The 23,915-nt window shown below is 69.6% G+C and carries 23 protein-coding genes; 18 read left to right on the top strand and 5 right to left on the bottom strand.

The window, feature by feature from the left end; translation table 11 throughout:
* Positions 1 to 34: 34 nt before the first annotated feature.
* From accD to G4D83_RS30970, 9 genes are all read left to right on the top strand, one after another.
* Entirely contained in the window at positions 35 to 886 is an 852-nt protein-coding gene (gene accD / locus G4D83_RS30930) for an acetyl-CoA carboxylase, carboxyltransferase subunit beta (protein ID WP_163868451.1), read from the top strand.
* Positions 887 to 910: 24 nt separating this feature from the next.
* Complete coding sequence (locus G4D83_RS30935) at positions 911 to 2,203, top strand: bifunctional folylpolyglutamate synthase/dihydrofolate synthase (RefSeq protein WP_163868452.1); 1,293 nt, start codon at positions 911 to 913, stop codon at positions 2,201 to 2,203.
* A gap of 175 nt (positions 2,204 to 2,378) precedes the next feature.
* Positions 2,379 to 3,653, top strand: a complete 1,275-nt coding sequence (locus G4D83_RS30940) for an alpha/beta fold hydrolase (protein ID WP_163868453.1) — start codon at positions 2,379 to 2,381, stop codon at positions 3,651 to 3,653.
* An 83-nt stretch (positions 3,654 to 3,736) separates the two neighbouring features.
* The gene (locus G4D83_RS30945; RefSeq protein ID WP_163868454.1) at positions 3,737 to 5,119 is read left to right on the top strand and encodes an AMIN domain-containing protein; all 1,383 of its coding nucleotides are present in this window, start codon (positions 3,737 to 3,739) and stop codon (positions 5,117 to 5,119) included.
* 46 nt (positions 5,120 to 5,165) lie between these two features.
* Positions 5,166 to 7,826: an LPS-assembly protein LptD gene (locus tag G4D83_RS30950; RefSeq protein ID WP_163868455.1), complete on the top strand. Its 2,661-nt coding sequence runs from the start codon at positions 5,166 to 5,168 to the stop codon at positions 7,824 to 7,826.
* A gap of 10 nt (positions 7,827 to 7,836) precedes the next feature.
* Positions 7,837 to 8,235 carry a helix-turn-helix domain-containing protein gene (locus G4D83_RS30955; protein WP_240356768.1) on the top strand — a complete coding sequence of 133 codons (399 nt, stop codon included), beginning with the start codon at positions 7,837 to 7,839 and terminating at the stop codon, positions 8,233 to 8,235.
* Positions 8,236 to 8,391: 156 nt separating this feature from the next.
* Positions 8,392 to 9,930 carry a hypothetical protein gene (locus tag G4D83_RS30960; protein ID WP_163868456.1) on the top strand — a complete coding sequence of 513 codons (1,539 nt, stop codon included), beginning with the start codon at positions 8,392 to 8,394 and terminating at the stop codon, positions 9,928 to 9,930.
* A 109-nt stretch (positions 9,931 to 10,039) separates the two neighbouring features.
* Entirely contained in the window at positions 10,040 to 10,756 is a 717-nt protein-coding gene (locus G4D83_RS30965) for a TetR/AcrR family transcriptional regulator (RefSeq protein WP_176434990.1), read from the top strand.
* The gene (locus tag G4D83_RS30970; protein ID WP_163868458.1) at positions 10,690 to 11,487 is read left to right on the top strand and encodes an enoyl-CoA hydratase/isomerase family protein; all 798 of its coding nucleotides are present in this window, start codon (positions 10,690 to 10,692) and stop codon (positions 11,485 to 11,487) included. The genes G4D83_RS30965 and G4D83_RS30970 overlap by 67 nt, the downstream gene beginning before the upstream one ends.
* Before the next feature lie 42 nt (positions 11,488 to 11,529).
* On the opposite strand, the gene G4D83_RS30975 is transcribed toward G4D83_RS30970, so the two are convergent.
* Positions 11,530 to 12,528 (bottom strand): M23 family metallopeptidase, encoded by a 999-nt coding sequence (locus G4D83_RS30975; RefSeq protein WP_163868459.1) that lies wholly within the window; start codon positions 12,526 to 12,528, stop codon positions 11,530 to 11,532.
* Between the two features lie 306 nt (positions 12,529 to 12,834).
* Between G4D83_RS30975 and G4D83_RS30980 the strand changes: the two genes are divergently transcribed.
* The 8 genes from G4D83_RS30980 to G4D83_RS31015 all read left to right on the top strand — a co-directional run bounded on the left by G4D83_RS30980 (position 12,835) and on the right by G4D83_RS31015 (position 17,103).
* Positions 12,835 to 13,401 (top strand): hypothetical protein, encoded by a 567-nt coding sequence (locus tag G4D83_RS30980; protein WP_163868460.1) that lies wholly within the window; start codon positions 12,835 to 12,837, stop codon positions 13,399 to 13,401.
* A gap of 9 nt (positions 13,402 to 13,410) precedes the next feature.
* Complete coding sequence (locus G4D83_RS30985; RefSeq protein WP_163868461.1) at positions 13,411 to 14,178, top strand: endonuclease/exonuclease/phosphatase family protein; 768 nt, start codon at positions 13,411 to 13,413, stop codon at positions 14,176 to 14,178.
* Between the two features lie 140 nt (positions 14,179 to 14,318).
* Positions 14,319 to 14,738 carry a phage holin family protein gene (locus G4D83_RS30990; RefSeq protein ID WP_163868462.1) on the top strand — a complete coding sequence of 140 codons (420 nt, stop codon included), beginning with the start codon at positions 14,319 to 14,321 and terminating at the stop codon, positions 14,736 to 14,738.
* Entirely contained in the window at positions 14,728 to 14,949 is a 222-nt protein-coding gene (locus G4D83_RS30995) for a DUF3618 domain-containing protein (protein ID WP_163868463.1), read from the top strand. Before G4D83_RS30990 ends, G4D83_RS30995 begins: the two co-directional genes overlap by 11 nt.
* A gap of 57 nt (positions 14,950 to 15,006) precedes the next feature.
* Complete coding sequence (locus G4D83_RS31000) at positions 15,007 to 15,207, top strand: hypothetical protein (RefSeq protein ID WP_141648728.1); 201 nt, start codon at positions 15,007 to 15,009, stop codon at positions 15,205 to 15,207.
* A 13-nt stretch (positions 15,208 to 15,220) separates the two neighbouring features.
* Positions 15,221 to 15,667: a hypothetical protein gene (locus G4D83_RS31005; RefSeq protein ID WP_163868464.1), complete on the top strand. Its 447-nt coding sequence runs from the start codon at positions 15,221 to 15,223 to the stop codon at positions 15,665 to 15,667.
* Positions 15,668 to 15,718: 51 nt separating this feature from the next.
* Positions 15,719 to 16,012, top strand: a complete 294-nt coding sequence (locus G4D83_RS31010; RefSeq protein WP_163868465.1) for a YtxH domain-containing protein — start codon at positions 15,719 to 15,721, stop codon at positions 16,010 to 16,012.
* A 173-nt stretch (positions 16,013 to 16,185) separates the two neighbouring features.
* The gene (locus G4D83_RS31015; RefSeq protein ID WP_163868466.1) at positions 16,186 to 17,103 is read left to right on the top strand and encodes a hypothetical protein; all 918 of its coding nucleotides are present in this window, start codon (positions 16,186 to 16,188) and stop codon (positions 17,101 to 17,103) included.
* Between the two features lie 372 nt (positions 17,104 to 17,475).
* On the opposite strand, the gene G4D83_RS31020 is transcribed toward G4D83_RS31015, so the two are convergent.
* Positions 17,476 to 18,345: a hypothetical protein gene (locus G4D83_RS31020; RefSeq protein ID WP_176434993.1), complete on the bottom strand. Its 870-nt coding sequence runs from the start codon at positions 18,343 to 18,345 to the stop codon at positions 17,476 to 17,478.
* A 162-nt stretch (positions 18,346 to 18,507) separates the two neighbouring features.
* On the opposite strand from G4D83_RS31020, the gene G4D83_RS31025 reads away from it, so the two are divergent.
* Positions 18,508 to 21,045, top strand: a complete 2,538-nt coding sequence (locus tag G4D83_RS31025) for an adenylate/guanylate cyclase domain-containing protein (protein ID WP_163868510.1) — start codon at positions 18,508 to 18,510, stop codon at positions 21,043 to 21,045.
* A gap of 18 nt (positions 21,046 to 21,063) precedes the next feature.
* On the opposite strand, the gene G4D83_RS31030 is transcribed toward G4D83_RS31025, so the two are convergent.
* From G4D83_RS31030 to G4D83_RS31040, 3 genes are all read right to left on the bottom strand, one after another.
* The gene (locus G4D83_RS31030) at positions 21,064 to 21,432 is read right to left on the bottom strand and encodes a (2Fe-2S) ferredoxin domain-containing protein (RefSeq protein ID WP_163868467.1); all 369 of its coding nucleotides are present in this window, start codon (positions 21,430 to 21,432) and stop codon (positions 21,064 to 21,066) included.
* Positions 21,433 to 21,680: 248 nt separating this feature from the next.
* Positions 21,681 to 22,457: a NuoI/complex I 23 kDa subunit family protein gene (locus G4D83_RS31035; protein ID WP_163868468.1), complete on the bottom strand. Its 777-nt coding sequence runs from the start codon at positions 22,455 to 22,457 to the stop codon at positions 21,681 to 21,683.
* 31 nt (positions 22,458 to 22,488) lie between these two features.
* Positions 22,489 to 23,913, bottom strand: coding sequence for a complex I subunit 1/NuoH family protein (locus tag G4D83_RS31040; RefSeq protein ID WP_163868469.1), 1,425 nt, complete (start codon positions 23,911 to 23,913; stop codon positions 22,489 to 22,491).
* Positions 23,914 to 23,915 lie beyond the last annotated feature (2 nt).

Raw genomic sequence — 23,915 nt, forward strand, 5'->3', positions numbered from 1 at the left:
GGGCGGGGACGGTCGGATTAACCCCCGGCCTCTCATGGCCTGGTTTTCGAAGAAGCCCCGCATCGCCGTCGACACCCAGCAGCAACCCGAGCCTGGTCCGTCTCGCATGGAGGGCCTGTGGGCCAAGTGCGAGAACTGCGACGAAATCATCTACCGGCAGGAGCTGGAGAAGCACTGGATGGTGTGTCCGCACTGCGACCACCATCACCCGTGGAACGCGCGCGCGCGGCTGGCGACGCTGCTGGACCCGGACAGCTTCGAGGAGTTCGACAAGGAGCTGGAGCCGCAGGATCCGCTCGGGTTCAGTGACACCAAGAAGTACAAGGACCGGCTGAAGTCCACGCGGAAGAACCTGGAGGAGAACGACGCCTTCGTCTCCGGCGTGGGCCGCATCGCCGGCCACCAGGTCTCCGTGGGCGCGTTCATCTTCGAGTTCATGGGCGGCTCCATGGGCTCGGTGGTGGGCGAGAAGGTGGCGAGGACCTTCGAGCGAGCGCATGACTTGAAGTGCTCGGCGCTCATCTTCTCGGCCTCCGGTGGCGCGCGCATGCAGGAGGGCATCTTCTCGCTGATGCAGATGGCGAAGACGTCCGCGGCCATCGCCCGCTTCCGCACCGGCAACAAGCCCTACATCTCCGTGCTGCTGCACCCGACGACGGGCGGCGTGGCGGCGTCCTTCTCCTGGCTGGGCGACGTCATCATCGCGGAGCCCAAGGCGCTCATCGGCTTCGCCGGTCCGCGCGTCATCGAGCAGACCATCCGCCAGAAGCTGCCGGAGGGCTTCCAGCGCTCGGAGTTCCTGCTGGAGCACGGGATGATCGACAGCATCGTCAACCGCAAGGACCTGCGCGCGAAGCTCGGGCAGATTCTCGGCCTGCTGGGCTGAACCCGCGCGGCTCGCGTCCCTGGCATGAGCGCGCCCCGCACACCGGAGGAGGCCCTGGGCTTCCTCTCCCGCCTCAACCCCTCCGGAATCAAGCTGGGGCTTACGCGCGTGCGCGAGGCGCTCTCCGCCCTGGGCCATCCGGAGCGCCGCTTCCCGGTGCTCCACGTCGCGGGCACCAACGGCAAGGGCAGCACCTGCGCCTTCGCCGCCACCGCGCTCCAGGCCGCCGGCCACCGCGTGGGCCTCTACACGTCCCCGCATCTGGTGCGCATCAACGAGCGCATCCGCGTGGACGGCGAGGACATCTCCGACGCGGACTTCGGCCGCGCCATCCTCGACGTGCTGGAGCGCTACCCGTCCGCCGTCGCCGAGCCGATGACGTACTTCGAGTTCGGCACCGTCGTCGCCCTGTGGCACTTCGCGCGAGTGGGTGTGGACGTGGGGGTGCTGGAGACGGGCCTGGGCGGACGGCTGGATGCCACCACCGCCGCGCCGTCGCTCGTCACCGCCATCACCCCCGTCTCCTTCGACCACATGGAGTACCTGGGCAACACCCTGGCCTCCATCGCGGGTGAGAAGGCCGGCATCCTCAAGCCCGGCGTGCCGTGTGTCGTCGCCCGGCAGGAGCCCGAGGCCCTGGAGTCCATCGAGGCCCACGCGCGCGCCCTGGGCGTGCCGCTCTGGGTGGAGGGCCGCGACTTCTCCGCCGACACGCTGGACGACGGCGGCCTCACCTACAGGGGACCGGGCTGGCGGTTGGAGGGCCTGCGAATCTCGCTGCGCGGACCGCATCAGGTCCAGAACGCCGCGGTGGCGCTGGCCTGCCTGGAGGCCCTCGATGCGCGAGGTGTCGCCGTCACCGCCGACGCGGCGCGGGCGGGGCTGGGCTCGGCGCGCTGGCCGGGTCGACTGGAGGAGGCAGGGCAGGGGCCCACCGTACTGTTGGACGGCGCCCACAACCCGGCGGGTGTGGCCGTGCTGCTGGCGTCCCTGCGGGCGCTCTACGCGGGCCGCCCCGTCCACTGCGTCTTCGGCGTGGTGGCGGACAAGGACCGGGGGCCGATGATGCGGGCCCTCTTTCCCGCGTGTGCCTCCGTGCAACTCACGCCGCTGGACACGCCACGCTCGCTCGCACCGGCGGCCTATCTGGACGAGGCGCGCGCCCTGACTCCCGACGTGGCCGCCTGGCCCGACGTGGATGCGGCGCTGGCGGAAGCGCGGCGGCGCGCGGGCATGGATGGCATCGTGCTCTGCACCGGTTCGCTCTTCCTGGTCGGCATGGTGCGCGCCCGGATGGAGCGGACCTCCGCGCCCTGAAGGGCCACCGCGCGAGGGCTGGACGACGCTGCCCGGCCCCAGGGGGCCAGGCGTCGGCTGGCGAGCCTTGACGGGATGACCTCATAGGGTGGGTCCTCCGTTCCGCCCGGGCAAGACATGTGAGCAACCAGACTGAATCCTTGGCGCGCTGCATCAGCCGCCGTAGATTCAAGATATGCGCCTGCCGGACTGGAGAGCCGCGACGACGACGGGACCCGCCATCCCCTCCATCGACGAAGTCGACTTCCGGGCGCTCTACTCCAAGACGAAGTACGTGGTGGAGACCGCGGATGGCTGGTCGCTGGTCATCACCCGCTACCGTCCGGTGAAGCAGCCCTTCGCCCAGCCGCTGTTCGGTGAGCCGCTGCTGCTGGTGCACGGCTTCTCCCAGAACCGGCACACGTGGACGAGCGGCCAGTTCGTCAAGAACCTCCTCTTCTTCGGCGTGGACATCCACATCCTGGAGCTGCGAGGGCACGGCAAGAGCTCCATCGCCTTCCAGAAGGAGCGGGCCGAGCGCTTCAAGCGCCCCCTGCCTCCGGACCTGGACTACGACTGGGACATCGACAGCTACTTCCTCTACGACTTGCCCGCCGCCGTCTCCGGCGTGAAGCGCATCACCCGCCGCGAGCGCATCTTCTACTGCGGCCACTCCATGGGCGGGATGCTGGGCTACGGCTACACCGGCATCCACGACGACTTCGAGGGCCTCATCACCATCGGCGCTCCGGCGGACCTGGGCCGGGGCTTCATGCTGCTGCGCATGGTGGCGCACGGCGCGCCGATGCTCGGCGGCATGGTGGACCTGACGCTCGCGGGGCTGAACCTGGGCGGCGAGGTGGAGGGGCTGGGCCGGAAGGTGCTCGCGCGAGGCGTGGGCACGGTGAACGCGAAGCTGGGCAAGAAGCTGGAGCCGGAGTCGCGCCGCAAGCTCCGCTTCAACGCGATGCCGGTGGACCTCATCCTCAAGTTCGTCGAGCGGCAGATTGGCAAGGCGGAGGACTCTCCGCTGTATCAACAACTGACGACGCGGATGAACCGGCTCATCAATCCGGAGCGCGTGGGCTCGGACGACATCCGCTGGCTCCTGCGCGAGGGCGGGGAGCGCGAGCCGCGCAAGGTGCTGGAGCAATTCGCCCGCTGGATTCGACGCGGGGAGATGGTCTGCTACCGCACCGGCTACGACTTCAAGCGCGGCTTCGGGAAGATTCAAATCCCCATGGCCATCATCTTCGGGGACATGGACCCGCTGGCGTCGGTGGAGTCCACCCGGAGCGTGTATCGCGCGGCCAAGAGCGAGTACCTCCTCTGGCGTCCGGTGAAGGGCAACAGCCACATCGAGCTGACGATGGGGCACGACATCCGGCAGATCTGCTACGACATCAAGAACCTCATCGAGTACGCCCGGACGCACCGTCACCGAGCGCCCGCTTTGCCGCGGCTGCGCTGAGGGCCGTGTGGCTGGAAAGTTGGAGGGTGAGGCGCGCGTGGTAGCATCCCCGCCCACTGTCAACGTTGAAGGGGAGTGGTTCGATGAAGGCCTCTGCGGTGTGGCTGCTCGGTGTGGTGCTCGTGCCCTTCTGGGCGCTCGCGCAGGCTCCGGCGAACCTGAACACCATCACCGGCGTGCAGGTGAATGGCGGGACGGTGACCATCTCCGGCTCGAAGAAGGCGAACTTCACCACCTTCACCATGACGGACCCGCCCCGGCTCGTCATCGACATCGCCGAGGCCGTCTTCTCCGGAGTCCCCGAGGAGACCCAGGTGGGCAATGGCACGGTGACGGGCATCCGCACCGCCAGCTACGGCTCGGATGACTCCGCCATCGCCCGCGTGCTCATCGGCTTCGAGCGCGAGGTGGAGACGGACATCCAGGCCACCGACACCCAACTCGTCGTGAAGGTCGTCGGCGGAGGCGGGCAGGCCGTGGCACAGGCCCCCACCGCTCAGCCGGAGCCCGCCGCGAAGCCCACGACGGATGATGGCACCGCCGCCAAGGCCGCTGCAGCCGCCGAGGCCGACCGTCAGGCGCAGGAGAAGGCCGCCGCCGAGGCCACCGCCCGCGCCGAGGCCGACCGTCAGGCGCAGGAGAAGGCCGCCGCCGAGGCCACCGCCCGCGCCAGGCAGGATGCGGACGCGGAGCGCCAGCGCCAGCAGGAGGCCGAGGCTCGCGCCACGTCCCAGCGTGAGGATGAGCAGCGCGCGGCGCAGGCCGCCGCCGACGAGAAGAAGCGCCAGGAAGAGGAGGCCCGTGCCTCCGCGCAGGCCGCCGCCACCGAGCGCAAGCGCCAGGAAGAGGAGGCCCGCGCCTCCGCGCAGGCCGCCGCCGACGAGCGTCGTGCCTCCGCTGCGTCCTCCGAGGACGAGAGGAAGCGCCAGAAGGCGGAGGCGCTCGCCGCCGCGAAGACGGCCGCCGAGGAGAAGCGCGCCGCCACCCGGGCCGCCGCGGAGGAGGCCGCCGAGGCCCGCCGCCAGCGTGAGGAGGAGGCCCGCGCCGAGCGCGAGCGTCGCCAGCAGGAGCGGGTGGCCGCCGCCACGCCCCGCCCGCGTCGCGAGGTGGCCAGCGGCTCGGATTCGTCCGAGGTGTCGTCGCGCCGCAAGACGATGACGCTGGTGGGCTTCCAGCAGCAGGCCGGAGTCTCCCGCGTCTTCATCCGCACCAACGAGCCGGCGCGCTACACGGTGAGCGAGCAGGGCAACGCGGTGGTGCTGGAGCTGGAGAACAGCCGCATCGACCTGAGCAACAACACCCGGCCGCTGGACACGTCGTACTTCAACTCCCCCGTCACGCGGGTGGAGGCCGACGCGTCCGGGCGCGACGTGCGCGTCACCATCCAGCTCCGGCAGCAGGCCCCGGTGCAGGCGAAGCAGGACGGCAACGTCATTTCGTTGGATTTTCAGCGCCCGGCTCGGTGATAAGGGCGACCGCGCGGCCGTGGCGCGGCATACCCTGCACCCCTGAATGGGCCTCCTCGTTCCGCTCGCCGCAGCGCTGCTCGTAGCGTCAGCGCAGATTCCGCTCGCCACCCAGGTCCAGCTCCCCTCCGGCGAGACGGTGGAGCTGGCCGCCGACTTCCTCACCTACGAGTCCGACAAGCAGCTGCTCACCGCGCGCGGCCACTGCGAGCTGCGCACCGGGGAGATGCTGCTGCGCTCGGACGAGGTGACGTACGACGAGACGAACCAGGTGGCCACGGCCACCGGCAACGTCATGTTCGTGGGTCCCGACGGCATGGTCGCGGTGGCGGACGACGTGCGCGTGGACATCCGCACCTTCGAGGCCACGCTCAAGGGTGGCCTCTTCATGCAGAAGAAGGGCGTCACCCAGGACGCGCTGCTCACGGCGAAGACGCCCCAGGAGCTGCGCGCCATGGGGGAGACGCCCATCATCCTCAGTGGCTCGCGCATCCGCCGCACCGGCCCCAACGCCTTCGTGGTGGACGACCTGGCCTTCACCCCGTGCGAGTGCGGCCCCGGCACGCCGACCTGGCGCATGGAGGCCAGCTCCGCCAACGTCATCCTCGGCGAGCGCGCCACGCTCACCTGGCCCGTCGTCTACATCCAGTCCGTCCCCATCTTCGCGCTGCCCTGGGTGTACCTGCCCCTGGCCGAGCGTCGCACGGGCTTCCTCATCCCCAGCCCCCAGTACTCCAGCCTCAACGGCCTGGGCCTGCAGCAGCCCTTCTTCCTCACGCTGGGGCGCAGCTACGACATGACCTTCACGCCGGGCTACTTCAACGGCGGCGGGCTCCTGGAGCTGGAGCGCGACCCCGATGGAGATCCCGAGACGAAGAACGCGATTACCTACGAGGAACCGCGGCCCAACGGCGTGAAGGGCCCCCGGTTGCTCACGGAGTTCCGCTACGTGCCCAGCGAGCGGACGCGGGGGCGTGCCACACTCGGGTTTCTGTACGACTCACGGCCCCGGCTGAACCCGGCGAGCCTGTTTCCGGACTTCTTCCGCTATCCGGTGGATCCGAACGGGATCGCGAGAATCATCGATACCCCTCGAGGGTTGCGCGGCGAGGCCTCCTGGCAGCACTTCCAGGAGCTGGGCTCCGGTTGGTACGACCGGGTGGACGCGTCGTTCGTTTCTGACGGCAACTACACGCGCGACCTCACCGCCGACATCATCGTCCAGGGGCTGGAGTACCTGCGCAGCACCGCCACCGTCTTCCGGCGCCAGGAGGACTCCTACGCGGGCCTGGATGTGGTGCTGCGCCAGGACATCCGCTGGCCCTATCGCTTCTTCCAGGACAACCGCGTGCCGGCGGCGGTGGACCCGCTGCGGCCGGACCTGCCCGCGCCGCGCACCTTCCAGCGGCTGCCCGGACTCATCTTCGCGCTGCCCGAGCGCCCGTTGGCGGGGGGCCTCACCGGAGGGCTGCGCGCCGAGTTCACCCGCCAGGCCCCCATCCAGGGAGGCTTCGGGGACGAAGGGGTCGACGGCATCTTCCGCCGCGAGGGCAACTTCATTCCCCTCGGTGTCCCCGTTGGCGTGGTGGACCCCGGCCAGGCCAACGGCCTCTTCGACACGAGAGACAGGGAGGCGAGGGACCGCATCGACTTCACGTCGCGCCTCGCCACCTCCGTGGCGCTGGGGGACGTCGCGCGCGTGACGCCGTCCGTGTCGCTGCGCCAGGACGTGTGGGCCGGCGAGTACTCCGCCAAGACCTGGCAGCGCGGCTACCCCATCGGCGGGCTCCTGCTGGACACGCAGTGGAGCCGCACCTGGACGGGCACGAAGACCAGCTACCGCCACACCTTCGCGCCCTCCCTGGAGTTGCGCTACGTGCCGGGCGGGTGGGGCAGGGTGCCGTCCGCGGGCGCCGAGGAGGACGGGCTCGCCCAGCCCTACGACGAGATTGATCGCGCCGTGCCGCTCGCGCTCGACGGCTCCACCCGGGGTTTCCTCCAGGGCGTGCTCGCGGTGGACCAGTCCCTGCGCATCAAGACGGGCGCCCTGGTCCGGGAGCCCATCCGGCTGAGAATCGGCCAGGGCTTCGACCTGACGCGGTATGTTCCGGCCGCGAACAAGCTGGGAGACCCCGAGCCGGTCCTGCGTGACACCTTCGCGCGCCTCAGCGTGAGCGCCGGCGTGCTGAACGCGGGGGGCCTGGTCCGGATGGACCCCCGGTCCGGTCGCATCACCCAGCTCAGCGCGGACTTCACCATCGACAACGGCAAGGGCACCGCGCTGTACGCCCGCTACGACGACATCCTCACCACCCGCCAGCTCGCCATTGATAGCGGCGAATCTCCCTTCGCCCAGGGGCCAGATGCCATCCGGCGCCCTCTGGATGCCCTGGTAGGCGGCGTATCCCGGGAAACGCCCGGTATCCCCTCGGCCGAGCGGGCCCAGGCACTCATCGCGGGTGCGCGTTTGAGGCTCGGATTTGGCCTCGGGGTGCGGTACGAAGCTCTGGTGCAGCCCCTTTACCAAGATCAAACAACTCAAGAGTTCAAGCCCTTCGCCCAGCAGACACTGGGCGTGTCGTATGGACCAGCGTGTGACTGCTGGCGAATCGAAGGGGTTGTGACTTTGCGGCGTGACAATCGGTTGGAATTTTCCGATGTCAATGTCAGCGTCGCCGGTGTCGGGTCGTTCGGTTCGGGCGGCTAGGAATCACCCCATGTGCATGGTGGTTCCACAAACCCCAAGCAGCCAGGAGAAGTACTTCGTGTCGGATCTCGGAAAACGAATCGGCCAGCGCATCCGCGAGCTTCGTACGCAGAGGCCGGAGCGGTGGACGCAGGAGGAGCTCGCGGAGCGGGCTCAGATCAGCGTCTCTTTCCTTTCCATGATCGAGCGTGGAGAGCGTGTGCCCCACGTGGAAACGCTCGCCGCCCTGGCCAACGCCCTCGGCGTCAGCCTTGGAGAGCTTTTCACGGGAACGGAGCAGACCCTTGCCCAGACGGAGGACCTGCTGCGTCCTCTTTCTGATTTCGCGCGCGCCCGGGGCCTCACCGCACGGGACGTGGACCGCCTGCTAGGGGTCGCCCGGGTGATGTTCAGCGGCACTGTCGCCTGAATCGCACCTTCGGGGCCCCTGGTTGGACGCAAGGGGCCCCGAGGTCTTCCTGTCCTGTCCTTGACTGGACGGTAGGTTGACCGGGAAGATGATGGAGATGCGCTGTGCGCCGCTTGCGCACAGCGCGCTTCCTTCTTCGTCAAGGAGTCGTCGCTGATGCGTCCGGGTCTGGCCTCGTTTGTGGCCTTTACGAGCATGGTGTTGTTGGCGTGCTCTTCGCCAGCTCCTGCCACGCTTGAGTTCGTGGATCAGTCTCCGGCTCGGCCGCGACTGGGAGAAATCACCACCCTGCGCTTCCGCGCGGTGGACTCGCGAGGCATGGCGCAAGCCGGCACGCAGGTGACCTTCACCCTCCAGTCACCGGTACCGGGTGTCGAGATTTCTCCCGCGGTGGGGACGACCAACCCCGGCGACGGTATCGTCTCCATGCAGGTGGTCGCCCGAGGAGGCCGCGTCGCCTCGGTGGTCGTCGTCGCGTCGGCGGGAACGGGTGCGGAGGCCAAGTCGGTCATCTCCCCGGTCATCAGCTTCGCGGGCACCGACTCCAGCTCCCGTCAGTTCACGTTCCAGTGCGGCTCGTGGTCCGGTGACGGGTCCGGTCTGCACCACGCCATTGGCGCCTGGGACGAGGCGCGCAACCTGATCGCCGGCGTGAAGGTGCGCTGCTTCGCCCACGTGGCTGATCGCAACGGCGATGGAATCGAAGGCGCGCAGGTCTCCTTCCTCACCGAGGCGGGCACCATCGGCCCCACGTCCACGACGACCACGGACGTGGTGGGCAGCGCGGAGGTCCTCTACAAGACCTCGTTCCCGCTGCCGGATGACGTGGCGCCGGGCGAGTTCTCCTGGACGCCCACCAACGACGCCACCCACACCGGCGAGTACCTGGCCCCGCTGTGGATGCAGCCCTTCCTCTGGGATCAGAGCCCGTTGGCGGCCTACAACACCCCGCCCCAGCCGTTCATCAACCGTCCGGAGCCCCAGCGCGCCGACCCCATCCGCCCGGGCATCATCAACAACCCGCGCGACAACCTGGTCGCCCTCATCGCCGTCACCACGGGCGAAGAGGCCTTCGACGACGACAACAACAACGGCCAGTGGGACACAGGCGAGGCCTTCGTGGACCTGACCGAGCCCTTCGTCGACAACAACGACAACGGCACGTGGGACCCGGGCGAGCGCTTCGTCGACACCAACGGCGATGGCCGGTGGAACGGCAAGAACGGCACCTATGACGCGTCCACGAACATCTGGGTCCAGGAGCGCATCCTCTGGACGGGTGTGCCCCATGAGTTGGACAAGGCGGACACCGTGCGGCAGATCTCCCCGGCGCCTCCGGCGACCAACGTCCACATCACCCACTTCGGCTCGGCCGGCGCCACCTTCCTGGTGTCGGACCCCTGGTACAACCACATCGCCCAGAACTCGGAGTCGGACGGCTGCACCGGCGGCGCCGAGGGGCCGGTGAAGGTCGACCCCTTCATCACCGGGCAGATTCCGCTCACGTACCCGTCGTACAGCGTGGAGCGCTACCTCATCAGCGACAAGCATGACGTCACCCAGGAGCCGCAGCCCGGGCCGTTCCCGGCGCCCGTCGTCTGGAAGACGGAAGCCACCTGCACGTACACCGCCGCCCAGCTCGAGGGGCACAAGGTGTCCGTCACCGCGCCCGTCGTGACGGGCGACGTGCTCTAGTCCGCTGTCTCGCGCGGGCCCCCCGGAGAAGTACCCATTGACCCCGGGGGCCCGCGTTCGTAGGGTCCCGCCGGCTGATTGAAGAATCAACCAGTCGGTGGAGGACGTCGTGGCCCAGAGCAAGTCGGCGGCGGACAACGGGAATCGCGAGAGCGAGCGCCGCCGGACCATCCTTCGGGCGGCCATCGACGTGTTCGCCCGGAAGGGCTATCACGGCTGCCGGATTGCTGACGTGGCGAAGGAGGCGGGAGTCGCCTACGGCCTCGTCTACCACTACTTCAAGAACAAGGATGAGTTGCTCGAGACCGTGTTCGACACGGGCTGGAGCGGCTTCGTCACGCGCGTGCGCGCGGTGGTGGAGGGGGAGGGGCCGCTTTCGGCCAAGGTGCACGGCGTGGTGGACGTGGCCTTCGAGGCGTACCGGGTGGACCCGCGCGCGGTGAAGGTCCTCATCCTGGAGATTGCCCGGAGTCCCGCGGGCTCCCGCATCAACCGGCAGACGGCCTTCGTGGACGCCATCCGCCTGAGCTCGGAGCTGTTCATCCGGGCGAAGGAGGCGGGAGAGCTGCGCGCGGACACGGACCCGCTCTTGTCCTCCGCCCTGCTGTTCGGCGCGATTGAGATGGGGCTGACGGCCTTCGTGACGGGGCTTGCGGACTCACGGGATGCGCAGGCGTTGGAGCGGGCGAAGGCGCAGATCGCCGATACCTTCCTTCATGGCGTGCTGGCGGACGCGTCGCCAGGCGCGGAGAGCGCCGCATGGAAGCCGGAGAAGCCGTCGTCGGAGAAGTCCTCTACGAAGTCCAAGGCCCCCAAGCGACCCTGACCATCAACCGGCCCAAGGCGCGCAACGCCTTGTCGCCCACGGTGGTGAAGGCGTTGATGGACGGGTTGGAGCGCGCGGATGCGGACCCCGCCGTGCGCGTGGTGGTGCTCACCGGCGCGGGCGAGAAGGTCTTCTGCGCGGGCGGAGACCTGGGGCAGATGGTGGGCGACGGGGGCTTCCTCGCCACCCACGAGGGGCGCCGCTCCTACGGCAAGCTGCTGAGCCGGTTCCAGGAGGCGCGCAAGCCCACGGTGGCGCGCGTCAACGGGCACGCGCTGGCGGGCGGCCTGGGTCTGGTGCTCGCGTGCGACCTGGCCGTCGCGGTGGAGGGCGCGGACCTGGGCACGCCCGAAATCGACGTGGGCCTGTTCCCGATGATGATGATGGCGCTCCTGCAGCGTCACGTGGGCCGCAAGCGGGCGCTGGAGCTGGTGCTGACGGGAGACCGGCTCCCCGTGCGCGACGCGCTGGCGCTGGGCCTGCTCAACCGCGTGGTGCCGCCAGCCGAGCTGGATGCCACCGTGGCGGCGCTGGCGGGGAAGCTGGCCGGCAAGAGCCAGGCGGTGCTCTCCCTGGGCCGGCGCGCCTTCTTCACGGCGGAGGACCTGCCCCTGCCCGCGGCGCTGGAGTTCCTCGCGTCGCAGCTGTCGCTCAACGTGCTGGCCGACGATGCCGGCGAGGGCGTCTCCGCGTTCATGGAGAAGCGCCCGCCGAAGTGGAACGACCGCTGACCTCGCGCGAGCGCTGTCGAGCCGAGCTCAAGGGGCCCGCGCTCAGGGGTTGTTGAGCGCGGTGTCTCCGCTGGCCACGGCGGGCGCGGTGGGCGGGAAGAAGTCCAGGCGCAGCAGCGACTCGCCGTCCACCCAGATGCCATCCACCTTCACGCCCCAGTGCAGGTGGGGGCCGGTGACGCGGCCGGTGCTGCCCACGAGGCCCAGCGCCTGCCCCTGCTGCACCTTGTCGCCCTTCTTCACCTGGATTTTCGACAGGTGGAAGTACGCGGTGAAGAGGTCTCCGCCGTGGTGCACGAGCACCGTCTTGCCGGAGGAGTAGTTGTCGCGCGCCATGACGACGGTGCCCTCGTTGCTGGCCGTCACCTGCGCGCCCGGGTCCCCGTCGATGTCCACGCCGAAGTGCTGGCTGGACAGCTTGCCGTTGAAGGTGCGCCGGTCTCCGAAGGGCGCGGTGATGCGGTCCTGCCGGGGCCAGACGAAGTTCTGCGCGAAGTGCGGCGCGCTGAAGGGCTGGGAGAACGCCACCGCGAAGGCCTTCCGGTCCGCGACGATGCGCGCCTTCACCGAGGCCGGTGGCGCCACGTACTTGCCGGACACGCGCAGCTCGCGCGACGGATAGCCCGGCTCCACCACGTCCAGGCTCCCGGTCAGCTCCAGCGGCGCGCCGCCCAGCGAGGACGGGCCCACCACCTGCGCCAGCGCGCTGCCCGGCGCCAGCTCCACCGGCAGCCCTGTCACCGCGAGGAAGCCATCCCCCCACGCGAAGAAGCGCAGCGGGCGCCCCGCGAGCGTGCCGGTGGGCATCCCCGCCATGCCCCGCACCGAGACCAACACCGGGTCGCCGGGCTTGGCCGTGCCGGGCTGGAGCGAGAGCAGGGGGCGCGCCTGGGACGCGACGGGCGCCTCCACCGAGGGGGCGGGGAGGGCGACGGGCGCGGGCTTGGGCTCGGCGGCCTGGGCCTTCGCGCCAAGGGCGAGCAGAGCGAGCAGCGCGTGGGAGGGCGCGGAATTCAACCAGCGAGCGGGGTGCGGAGCCATGAGCCGTTCTTTACACCACGAAGTCCCGGACTCTTCCCAGGGCGGGAACTCGAGGTGTCGAACGGTTGCTCCTCTCCCCAGGAGCGCCCGCTGGGGTGCCTGCTCGGCCCCGCACCGCTGCCCGGTCTCCGAGCGGGCGGCGCACGCCTGACATTGTCGGCACTTGGACGTCGCAGGGGCCTGGAATCGCGGCCCGGCGGGCTGGAGAGCAGGCAGCCGACTGTCAGCCATGGCGTCAAGCCGTACCGGCGCGCCTCCAGGCTTCCTAGCTTCTGCTTGGACCCAATTACTCTTGGAGACTCGCGGATGCCTCGTCCCTATAGCTTCGACCATTTCCAGGCGCCGAAGACTCTGCCGCAGAGCCGCAGCATGCGTCGGCGGGACAAGGAGCACCTCGCTCAATCCCGTTCGCAGACCGAAGAGCTGGCGGAGCGCGAAGGAGTCCACTACGGCAAGTCCTTCTCCGAGACGGAGGAGATCTTCCACGCGCGACAGATGGAGGCGCAGCTGGAGGAGCTGGCCCGCCAGGAACCCGACGGCAAGTTCTCCCACGGCACGTCGATGCCCGCTCGCGCGGCGTCGAAGCGCGCCGCCCGCGAGGACAAGCTCCGGGAGGACAAGAACAAGAAGGTGGCGTCGAAGGGGGAGGTGGAGCCCGTCATCCGGGGCACCACGCCCATTGGCGCGCTGCCGCCCACGAGCGAGCAGCCTCCGCGCGGCCGACTGCCGGACCTCTTCGACGAAGCGGGGCGTCAGTTGCAGACGCTGCGCGGCGGACTGGGGGATGTGGCCAAGGCGGTGGCGCGGCTGGCGGCGCTGCCCTTCGAGGCGGTCCGCCTGGCGGCGCGGCGCCTCAATCCCCTCCACGGTTAGCCGCGCTCCGTGGAGCTGACGCTCGTCAGTTACAACATCCACAGCGGCATCGGGACGGACGGCCGGTTCGACCTGGGCCGCGTGGGTGAGGTGCTCCGGGAAGTCGGAGCGGACATCGTCGCGCTCCAGGAGGTGGGTGACTTCCGTGCGCGCACCTCGCGTGAGGACCAGCCCGAACACCTGGCGGACATGCTCGGGATGCACATGGCCTTTGGCCCCAACGTGGTGCGCAACGGCCGGCGCTACGGCAACGCCGTCCTCACGCGGCTGCCCATCCTCCACTCGAAGAACTACGACTTGAGCGTGGGGCGGCGCGAGCCTCGGGGCGCGCTGCGATGCGATCTGGACCTGGGCGGGGGACAGCAGCTCCATGTCTTCTCTCTCCACCTGGGCTTGCGGGTGTCGGAGCGCAGGCGTCAGGAGGCGTTGCTCCTGGGCTCGGACATCCTCCGGGACGCCGTGCGCAAGGACCCGGCCGTGGTGTGCGGGGACTTCAACTACTGGGGCAACGGCGCGGTGCCTTCGCTGGTGCGCCAGGCCATCCACGACGCGGCGCTGGAGCTGGGGACGCCTGCTCGGACCTACCCCACGCGGTGGCCCGTGCTGCGGTTGGACCGCATCTACGTGGATTCGGGCGTCAAGCCGCTCGCCATCCACCCTCACCGGACGGAGCGCAGCCGCATTGCATCCGACCACCTGCCGCTCGTCCTGCGCTTCACGGCGCCCATCGCCCAGACGACGTCTCCCCTCTCTCCACCGGTGGAGCTCATCGGGTAGCGTGGGGGACCGGCGGGCGCGTTGACTGGCCGACGCTTGCGAACGCCGGACAGAAACGCCGGGATGAGGTTGTCCCGGAGGGCAGGGGTGCCTAGGTTGGCGCCACTTCTGTAAGGACGTGAGCGCCGGCCGGAGAGTGAATGCACGTGGGGAGCGAACAGACGGAGCGTGGCCTGGCCGCGCTCGTCGGCCGCATGGCGGACAGCTTCAGCCGGCTGGTGACGCAGCATCTCCAGTTGGCACGCCTGGAGCTCGCGGAGGACCTGAAGGCCACGGGCATGAACGTGGCGATGATCGCCGCCTTCGTGCCCTTCATCCTGGTGGGGTACGCCTTCGCGTGCGGCGCGCTCGCGGCGGTGCTGTCCGCGTACCTGGGGTGGGCTGGAGCGCTCGGCGCGGTGTCGTTGCTCAACCTGGTGGCGGGTGGTGGTGGTATCGCCTGGGCGATGCAACGGCTGAAGGCGCGGAAGATGATGGATGACTCAACGGATGAGCTGTCGAGGAGCATGGCGGCCCTGGGGGCACCGGCCCCTGTGAAGGAACTTTCGAATGGGCGCTAGCAATGGACATCCGAAGACGGCGGGGCCCCGCACCAGCGCGACCCTGCGTCAGGATATCGAGCGGACGCGCGAGGAGCTGGCCACGTCGGTGAGCGCGCTGCGCGAGGAGGTGGCGGTCGCCGCCGACTGGCGCGAGTGGGTGCGCCGCCATCCGCACGAGTGCGTGGCCGCGGCCTTCGCGGTGGGCTTCCTCTTGGGCTCGCGTCGCTGAACGCGGGCCGATGACTTCGTGGTTTCACCTTTTGACTGAACCGAGGAGAAGACCTTCATGGACATGAATCCGCAGCAGGTGGCCGACCGGGCCCGTCAGCTCCAGGACCGCGTGGTGCCCCAGATTGATGAGGCGCGGCAGAACCTGGTGGACATGAACAACCGCGTGGTGAGCTTCATCCGCGCCAATCCCGGCACGTGCCTGTTGGGCGCGGTGGCCGTGGGCTTCCTTGTTGGACGCATCGCCTCGCGTCGCTGAAGAGAGGGTACTCATGACGAACTATCCAGGGGCTTCAGGCAACGGCAACCCTTCGTCCCGTGAGCAGGGCTCGGACGCCGGGTTCGGCCAACGGGTGGACCAGATTGGCTCGGAGGCGCAGCAGCTCTGGAGCGATGCGAGGGGCGCGGTGGGTGACCTGGGACAGACGTTGGATTTGCGGGGCCGCGTGGAGCGCAATCCGTACGGGATGCTGGCGGCCGCGATTGGCGTGGGCTACGTGCTGGGTGGCGGGCTCTTCACGCCGTTGACCGCGCGCATCCTCAAGCTGGGCGTGCGGCTGGCGGCGCTGCCCTTGGTGAAGGACGAACTGTTGGGCATGGCCGAGACGGCCTTCCAGGGTTATCAGACGGGGCGGAGCGTGATGGGCTCGCCCGCGCGGGAAGGCTCCGCGTCGGCGGATGCGTCCGTCGCCGGGACTCCGCGCCCGCCGTCCTACTAGCGTTTCGCTGTCTCATCTCCCCACGACGTAACAGCCTGGTTGGAGTCACGAATGAACCTGAACTCCCTGAAGAAGATGGACAAGGACGACCTGCTCAACCTCATCGGTCTGGAGAGCCGTCGCAGCGCGGCGGAGGACGTGTTGCCGGTGCTGGGCGCGTTCGCGGCGGGCATCCTGGTCGGCGCGGGCCTGGGCCTGCTGCTGGCCCCGAAGCCGGGCAACCAGCTCCGGGATGACCTCAAGCAGCGGCTGCAGAGCGGCCAGGAGTACCTGACGAACACGCTGGGCAAGGGCGAGACGACGCCTTCCCAGGGCGCGCAGTCGCCCGTGTCCCGCACGGCGTAGTGTCCGAGCGCACCGCGCGGACCTTGTCGTGATGTGAGGGCCTCCATCCGTGTGCCGCGAGTCGGCGTCGGGTGGGGGCCTTCGTGTTTCTGGAGCGCGAGGGGCCGAGCGGGCCTCGGGCCTGGCGTCGACGCGTGAAACCCCGCTTCGGGCAGGGTGTAGACTCCGCCGCCGTGAGTGAGACGACGAAGGGTGGGGTGTTGGGGCCCGTGAGCGCGGCGACGGGGCCGGAGACGGCGCTGGCGCGGCTGCGGGCGTTGGAGACGCTCGAGTCGGGTTATGAGGCGTGGCTGGAGCTGAAGGGAGAGCACGCGGCCTCCGTCGCGCGGTTCCGCGAGGAGCGGGAGCGGTTGGATCAACAGGGCTCCTTCCTGTTGGGCGCCGTGCGCGCGGCGGGCCTGGAGCCGACGGCGTCCACGGAGCCGGGGCTGGTGCCCGCATCGGCGTCAGCGGGGGACTTCCTGCGCGATGCCGAGGAGAAGCTGGCGAAGACGCGCGAGGCGCTCGCGGCGCGTGAGGTGGAGTCCGAGGCGGGCTACTCGGCGGCCTTCGCGGAGATTCGCTCCACGCTGAAGGACCGGGTGCAGCGACACCTGGCGGTGCAGCGTCCGCGTCTGACGTTGCTCTTGCGCCGCGTGGGAGCGGAGCGCTCCATCCTCCATGTCGAGCGCGTGTCGGGTGACACGCCCGTGCTGCTGTGCCTGCTCTTCTCGGGGAGGATTCCGTCGCGGTACGGGTTCCTCCTGGATGACTCCACGGAGGACGTGGCCCTGCCACCCGCGCCGCTCTATCCCGACGAGGGGGTGGCTCCCTCGGATGTGAGGCCGGATGCCTCCGCGTTGGTGGCGCGCGTGCGCGACGCGGGGGAGGTGCTTCCGGTGAAGGGCATGTTGCCGTTGGCCGTGCCGCGCCCGGGAGGAGGGGAGGACTTCTTCCGACTCCTCCAGCGCGGAGCCGTGCTCGAGGTGGAGCTGGCGGAGGGGGCGACGTTCCGTAATGTCCTCGGTCGCGAGGAGTCCGAGCGCTTCGCGGGGCACCTGTTGCGCCTCAAGCTGGCGGGGCGCATCGACCTGGATATCGAAGCGGGCTGAGTGAGCGCTACCGATCGAGCGTCGAGCCAACCATCCCTGGTGGCCGTTGTTGCTGGTGGGCGCCGGTGCGTGGGTGCTTCGCCTCGCGGACTTCTTTCCGTTGGTTGAGGTCCGTGGACCGCGACGAGGGTGTCTACTCCAGCGCGGCGGCGCTCCTGCCCCAGGGAGTGTCGCCCTCTCGCGACGACTCTCCTGGCAGAGCGGCGGTGCTGGCTCCGCTGGCGCCCAGGACGGCCTCTTGTAGAGACGCTGTCCCTGGCGCGCGCCTTCACGACCTCCGGAAGCAGGGGCCCGGCTCAGCCCCTGTTCAGGTCGCCCATCGATAGCCCCGCCATGCACGTGAGCCCGCGCCGAGGCGCCACCGTGCGCGGCTCAGTTCGTCCGGATGATGCCCACGTCGGCGGTGCCCGCGAGCAGCGCGCTGCCGATGAACAGGTTGTCGGACTCCGCGCCGCCCAGCCGCACGGCCTGGAAGATGACCAGGTACGTCTGATTGGCCCTGGGGAAGGCCGTGCCCGGAATCGTCACCTGCGCCTCGCGGAATGAGCCCGGCACCGCGACGAGCTGGAGGAACTCCAGGGGCGTGGTGGGCATGTTCGAGTACGTCGGCTGGCCCTTCTCTCCATCGGAGCTGAGCGGCACCACGGTGACGAAGCCCAGCGTGCGCTCCTTGCCGCCCGAAGCCGCGGCCCGGTCGAACGTCAGCGACGTCCCGGAGGCGTGGCGCAGGAACCCTTCCGCGGGGTGGAACTTGCCGATGGCCTCCTGGATGGGCGCATCTTCGACCTGTCCCACGTAGCGGGTGCCGTTGCGCGAGGCGATGAACTGATACGTGGCGCCGGACTGGTACGCGAGGCCCGGGTCGCTCCCGCCCACGTTGGTGCGGCTGTAGCTGCCCGAGCCGTCCTCCGTCAGCGCCGTGGCCGTTCCTCCCGTGGGCTGCAGCGTCGCCGTGGCGCCGGACACCCCCGAGGGCTGCGAGTTCTCGCCGGACTTCGTGCCGAAGAACACCAGGGCCGCCGTCTGCGCGGGCAGCGAGATGACGTCGCCGCCATCCGGGCTGAACGTCCCGGCGTCGAAGCCCGCGAGCGCCGAGGCGGAGATCTCCACCTCTGGCGTGGCCAGGAGGGTGCCCACCATGACGTGGTCGGCGGTGAGCTGGGCCCCCGTCTTCTCCAGGTCGCACGCCAGGGGAGCAAGGAAGAGAGCAGTCACGGAGGCGGACAGGAGGAGGCGTTTCATCGGGTGGACCCAGGGTGCGGCGAGTCCGCCGAGCATAGCAGGCACGCGCGACAAGCCCCGCGCACTGGGGCTTCTCGGGGTATCCTGCGGGCACTCGTGCAAGGACACCGCGTTCACTCCGCGAGCCGGCGCTTCTTCAAGCGGCTCGGCTTCTCCCTGGCCATGGCCGCATTCTTCGGCTGTGTGCTGGGGATCCTCGTGTATCTGCGGGCCCCCCAGCCGGCGGCCCCGAGAGGGGACTCGCCCACGTGGGTGCCCTCGGGCGTCGTGGAGATGGCGCAGGCCTGGCTCGAAGGGCTGGAGCGGCGCACCTACGACTGGCGCGTGCTGGAGCTCGGGGCTCGCTCGGAGCGGCCGGATGAGGCCGTCGTCGTGGCCATCGACGAGGAGACCCTCGCCGAGGCGCGTCAGGATGACCGCCCTGGCATCGCCACCCAGCCCTGGCCCCGGCAGCTCGTGGGCGCCATGGCGCACCGGCTGGTGGAGGAGGGCGCGCTGCTGGTGCTGTTGGACCTGCCGTTCCCCGAGCTGAGCCCCAACGCATGCGTCAACCCGAAGCTGTCACCCGGCGCCATCTCCAGCGACGACGCCTCGTTCCGCGAGTTCCTGGAGCGGGACTCGGGCAAGGCGCTCCTGTCCTTCTCCTGGGAGTCGCAGGGCTCACGGGTGCTGCCTCCCGCGAGTCGCCTCTGGCCCTATCGGGTGAAGGTGGGCACGTTCCCCAGCTCCGCCGAGGCGCGCGCGAGGGCGCAGGCGGTGCTCGCCGTGCAGCGCCCCGCCTTCGTCATCCCCGCGGGAAGTCAGGTGGAGGTCTGGGGCGGTGCCTCGGACGAGGCGGATGGGAAGGAGCTGGGGACGCGGCTGGGCTCGCCCGGGGCCGCCATCGCCGAGCGCCGTGCCACGGACGACACGTACCGCATCGGCCCCACGGAACTGTTCATCTCGCTGGCGGAGGTGCAGGTCGAGGGGATTGACCCCGCGAAGCTGGTGGAGGTGCGCCAGCTCCAGCATCCGGTGGCGCCGCTGATGGGCGGTGGCTCGGGCTATGGGGCCGTCACCCTGACGGCGGACCCGGATGGCGTGGTGCGCGGAATCCCCCATCTGGTGGCGTATCCAGCACGGGATGGGCGCCACGTGCTGCCGTCGCTCCCGCTCGCGGCGGCCATGCGGCTGGCCAACACGCGCACGCTTCGCTACGTGGATGGCCGGCTGCACGTGGGGGATGCGTATTCGGTGCCGATGGATGCGTCGGGCTACAGCCTGATGCGCTGGGACGCGCCGACGGCGGGGCGGGGCTCTCGCGGCTCGCTGGCGCGCTCGATTCGCGCGTGGAACGTGCTGCTCAATGTTTTCGACGTGGCGGATGAGCGCCCCGCGCGCTTCGACAACGACCTGGAGGGCCGCACCGTCGTCCTCACGCGCACGGCGGGCGAGTCCGGCCACCTGCGGCACACGCCCATTGGCCTGGAGACTCCGGGGGGCGCGATTCTGGGGCAGGCGTTGGCCAACATCCTGCGCTCCGAGGGCATCTCCCGGGCCCCCGCGGACTACGACTTGGGGCTGACGGTGGGGCTCGCGTTCCTGGGGGCCTTCCTCGCGCTGTCGCTGAGCTTCCTCCTGCGCTCGCTGCGGGGCGCGCTGCTCTACGTGAGTGGACTGGCGCTCGCGGGTGCGGGCTACACGGCGGCGGTCTTCTACGTGTTCATCGAGCAGCGGCTCTGGGTGGCGATGGCGGGGCCGCTGCTGGCCATGGTGGGGGCCTTCGCCGTCACCACCGTCTACGCCTTCCGCAACGAGCAGCAGATTCGCGACTTCGTGCAGACGGCGCTGGGCCGCTACGTCAGCCCCGAGGTCGCCCGGTTGGTGACGCGGGACTTGAGCCTGATGCGCCCCGAGCGACGCCGGATGTCCGTGTACATCTGCGACATCGAGGGCTTCACGCGCCTGTCGGAGGGCATGACGCCCGAGCAGCTCGTGGGCCTGTTCAACGAGTACCTCCTGGAGATGGCGGCGGTGGTGCGCTCCACGGCCGGGCAGGTGGACAAGTACATCGGCGACTCGGTGATGGCGTTCTGGGGCGCGCCCGTGCGCACGGAGCGCCATGCGCACCTGGCCTGCGAGGCCGCGTTGAAGCTGCGCGCGGTGCTGGCGGAGAAGCAGGACGCCTGGGAGAAGAAGTTCGGCCGCCGCTTGAGCTTCCGCGCCGGTGTGGACACGGGCGAAGTCGTGGTCGGCGACATGGGCAGCGAGCTGAAGTCCAACTACACCGTGCTCGGTGACGCGGTGGGCATGGCCGCCCGGCTGGAGTCGCTGAACAAGGTGTACGGCACCTACGTGCTGGTGGGAGACGGCACCGCGTCGCTCGCGGGCGACAACTACGTGTTCCGCGTGGTGGACCGGGTGAGGCTCAAGGGGCGCGCGGAGCCGCTGCGCGTGCACGAGCTGATGGGACGGAAGGGTGACATCACCGGCCCGCAGCAGGAGCAGCTCGCGATGCACGAGAAGGCCCTCACCGCGTACCACCAGCGCCGCTTCGCGGAGGCACACGCCCTCTTCGAGCGCTCCGCCACCGACTTCAAGGACACCGTCTCCGCCGTGTACGCGGCGCGCTGCGCCCGCTTCATCGTCACGCCGCCACCCGCGGAGTGGGACGGAGTGCACGGCGTGGATGAGGGTGAGCACATCGCCGTCGCGGCGTGACGCTCGTGTCCGCGCGTCTCAGCCGTCGTCGGGGTCCGGCGTATCCGGCTGGCCGAAGAGCTCGCGCACGGGCGCATCCTTCGCGATGTGCTCATTGACGACGCGGCGCATCTTCTCGGGCGTCATCTCCGAGTAGTACACCTCGCCGTCCCAGCCCATGAGCTGGAAGTCCTCGGGTGACAGCGGGTCCCTCTTGCGGCCCGTGTCCTCGCGCACCACCACGTTGGGCCCCATGTGGCAGAAGCCGTAGCAGCCGCCCCGGTACAGCTCGCAGCGCGGCACCAGGCGCTGCTCGGAGAGCGCGTCTCGAGCGGCGGCATACACACCGTCCGCGCCGCCGGCCTTGCAGGTCGACCCTTTGCACACGGACAAGCGGTAGCGCTTCATCGCCAAGACACCACCCACCCTACGGAGTCCACACCCCGAGCGAAAGCAGCCGACCTCCAACATCGTGAGCCAGGCCGCGGTCCACACCCTCCCGGGGGCGGAAGCCCGGACGCCAGTCGCCAGGGCCATTGAAGAGCTGCAACGTCATCACCCGCACCCCGAAATGAGACCGGCCCGCCTACCGCTCGAGGAGCGGGGAGGCGGGCCGGGCTGCTTCACATCCGTACGCGCGGGGCGCGGGGATGGATCTACTTGAGGAACTTCGTCACCTGGATGGGGCCCTGCTGCGTCACCACGGTCTGCCCGTGAGCGACGACGGCCTTGCTGTGCCCGCCGTGATTGTCATGCCCCGCGCCCAGCTGCGGCGTCTTGAGCTGCACCAGGCCCTCGCCAATGCGCGTGTGGGCCTCCTTGTGCGTGTGGTGCGGCTCCTCGGAGCCCTCGCGCTTGTTCCACGGGTCCGAGGGGTGCGAGACGGCCGGCCCCTTCAAGAGCTTCGGGATGTCGTAGACGAAGTTCTGCCGCGTGTACTCGGAGGGCGTGTGCATGTACGTGTCCATGCGGATGGCGTCCTTCGGGCACGCGTCCACGCACAGGCCACAGACGATGCAGCGCAGCTCGTCGATGACGAACTGGGTGGGGTACTTCTCGATGACGCGCGACTCGCCGTCAGCGTCCGTCTCCTCGTACTCACCCGCCTCGATGTAGATGCACTGCGCCGGGCAGATGGTCGCGCACATGTAGCAGGCCACGCAGCGCGGCTTGCCGTCCTCGCGCGGAACCAGCCGGTGCAGACCGCGGTAGCCCTCCGGGTAGATGGGCTTCTCCTCGGGGTACTCGACCGTCGTCATCAGGCTGGAGCCCGTGCGGTCCTGCACCTGCGTGTTCGTGTCACGCGTGCCGAAGAGGTTGCGGAAGAAGTGCTTGGTCGTGATGGCCAGACCGTGCAGCAGCCCCGGGATGTACATCCGCTCCCGGATGTCCGTGCGGGGGTCCTGGGTGACCTTGGTAACCTTGATGGCCATGATGGTGTCTCGATTCCCGGTGCCCTAGGGCCTAGTGCGTAGACGCCGCGCTGGCGTGGGACGGCAGCCCATGCGCGTCGTGCCCGTGGTCATGGCCATGGGCTCCATGCGCGCCGTGCGCACCGCCCTCCGCCGCTTCTGCCTTCTTCGTCATCGTCAGCACCACCACCACGCCGATCTCCAGCATGCCCACCACCGCGAGCGCCCGCAGGGACGGATCCCACAGCACCAGCGCGCCGGTGACGAACACGTTCACCAGGCCCAGCGGCAGGAGGATCTTCCAGCCCAGCGTCTGGATCTGGTCGTAGCGGAAGCGGGGGAAGGTCCAACGAATCACCAACTGCACCCAGATGAGGAAGACCACCTTCACCCAGAACACCGTGCCGAGGATGGTCCCGTACAGCCAGCCGTGCTCCTGCATCAGCGGCTGGTTCGCCAGCCACTCGTTGCCGACGGGCAGGTGGTGGCCGCCGAAGAACAGCGCCGTCGTCACACCGGCCAGCACCACGACCTCCACGAACTCGGAGATCATGAACATGCCGAACTTCATGCCGGAGTACTCCACGAAGTAGCCGATGATCTCCGACTCGCCTTCTGGCACGTCGAAGGGCGCGCGCTTGGTCTCCGCGAAGGACGCGGCGAAGAAGCCGATGAAGCCGATGGGCTGCAGGATGAAGCCCCAGGCCGGAATGCCGAGGTCGAACGCGCCATCCGTGCGCCACAGGTACTGCGCCTGGCCCGTGGCCTGCGCCCCGGCGAGGCCCAGGTCACCGACGAGCGCGGGCAGCTGCAGCGAGGAGAACGCCATGAACAGGCCCACCAGCGACAGGCCCAGCGCCACCTCGTACGAAATCATCTGCGAGGACGCGCGCACGCCGCCCAGCAGCGCGAACTTGTTGTTGGAGGACCAGCCCGCCAGCGCCGTGCCGTAGACGGCCAGGGACGCAATCGCGAGCAGGTACAGCACGCCGAAGTCGGGCGTCGCCACCACCATGTCCACGTGGTGGCCGAACACCGTCACTGAAGGGCCGGCGGGCACCACGGCGAACAGCGCGAACACCGGCGCGAAGGCGAGGATGGGGCCCAGCTTGAACAGGAACCGGTTCGCGGTGCCGGGGATGAAGTCCTCCTTCGTCAGCATCTTCAGCACGTCCGTGAGGATGTGCGGGATGCCGGCGAGGGAGCGGTTGCGCAGGCCGGGCAGGTCGATGCGCGCGCGGTTGGGACCCACGCGGTCCTGCATCAGCGCGCTCCACTTGCGCTCGGCGAGCGTGAGGAGCGTGGCGATGATCATCACGAAGACGAGCATCAGGAAGATGATGTTCGACAGCCGGCTCGCACCCGGGAAGAGGTACTTCTCGGCCAGGCCGGCCACGGCATACGCCGCCGCGGAGACACCCGCGAGGGTCGCGACGATGAAGCCCGTCGCGAAGAGGACAGTCAGTACGCGCTTCATCG

Origin of the sequence: Myxococcus eversor (assembly GCF_010894455.1) — a bacterium.
GTDB classification, from domain to species: Bacteria; Myxococcota; Myxococcia; order Myxococcales; family Myxococcaceae; genus Myxococcus; species Myxococcus eversor.